The sequence below is a fragment of the Bacillus sp. 05T21 genome (assembly GCF_056396785.1).
The window spans coordinates 1-1475 of record NZ_JBFTMD010000078.1 but is presented as its reverse complement, the minus strand read 5'-3'; the positions used below and the strand labels follow the sequence as shown (position 1 = coordinate 1475).

The window sequence follows — 1475 nt, the reverse complement described above, 5'->3', positions numbered from 1 at the left end:
TTTGGCATTATCCAATTCTTACATTGACGACTCCAAAAGTAAATGCTGGAGATTTTTCACTAATAAGAGCAATTCTTCAATTTATTCTAATTATAATGATTGCGCAAATTTCATGGAAGTATATTGAAAAACCAATCCGACAAGGTGCGTTTCGAAATATTCAGTTTAAGAATTTAAGACTTCAAAATGTCGCTTTAGGTGTTAAGTTAGCTTTAATTTGTGCAGTATTCGTTTCGTCGATAGCCGTCTTTGGGTTATCAAAAGTTAGTAAGGCCAAGGAGAATCCGCAACTAGATAAGGTGGAAGCAGTACAAACACAACCGGCGAAACATCCAGTTGCAGTTTGGGAAAATCCAATTCAAGAGACGCCCAAGAATCAAGAAGAATCAAAAGAAGTAGATTCTGCGCAACCTAAAAATTCTCCCAGCATTACAGCGATAGGCGATTCCGTTATGATTGATATTGCTCCATATTTAAAAAATACTTTTCCTGATATTAGGATTGATGCACAGATTGGTCGCCAGCTGTCAAAAGCGATTCCTATAGTTGAACAGTTAAAGAATGAAGGGAATTTAGGAAACTATGTCATTATTGGGCTAGGTACAAATGGAGCCTTTACTACGGAGCAACTTGTATCATTAATAAATTTAATTGGGAATGAACGTAAAATGATATTTATTAATACGAGGGTACCACGTCCGTGGGAATCAATCGTGAATGAGAGATTAAAAGCGACAACATCTGAATATCCGAATATAACTCTAGTAGATTGGTATGCAGCAAGTGCTGGAAAGGGAGACTACTTTGCACCTGATGGTGTGCATTTAACCAAAGTAGGTGCAGAAGCATACGCAGCACTTGTAGCCAAAGCGGTGAATCAATAATTAGATATATTTTATTAACTTCTTTTGCAAAATTAACTGAAATGTAAAAGATCTATGGTTGAGGAAGACAAATTTTTTGCAGTCATCAATAATTTCTGTAATTCATTATACGTCGAAAAAGCGAAGTTTGGTTGAAGACTCCGTCTTTTTTATACAGGGCATGAATGGTTTCGATGCCTTTTACTATACGTGAGGCATGACGAATGTTTAGAAATCCTGCGGATTTGGAAAAGTGTCTGTCGCTTTACATGTCGCTGGTCCTGTTCTGTGAGATTATTTATAGGAAGAAAGAATGTAACTTCCTAACTTTAAAAATAAGCCCAAAGAATTATTTAATTCTTTGGGCTTATTTTTGGTTCTGGTGCAAAAATGATTACGTAGATAATCCAACATGAATGTTATATTCTCATGAGAATGAGTTGTTCAGAAATCAATATAAAAATCGGTTCTGGTGCAAAAACTTAAGGACAATTGCAATGAATCTATAAATCTTGGACATACTGTTACTATTACTTTAGAAAGGGTGCGTGATTGGTATGGAAAGGGAAAATGTATTCAAATGGAGGCATTATCAGCCTGATATTATTTTGT

1 protein-coding gene and 1 pseudogene are annotated in these 1475 nt (G+C 35.5%); one reads left to right on the top strand and one right to left on the bottom strand.

Annotated elements, in window-relative coordinates; genetic code table 11:
* The coding region (locus tag AC1DKZ_RS32715; protein WP_476997962.1) for an SGNH/GDSL hydrolase family protein at positions 1 to 884 on the top strand (884 nt) is incomplete at its 5' end.
* A gap of 32 nt (positions 885 to 916) precedes the next feature.
* Here AC1DKZ_RS32715 and AC1DKZ_RS32710 read toward each other — a convergent pair.
* Positions 917 to 1165 (bottom strand): annotated as a pseudogene (locus AC1DKZ_RS32710) (hypothetical protein); the annotation flags it as partial.
* Positions 1166 to 1475 lie beyond the last annotated feature (310 nt).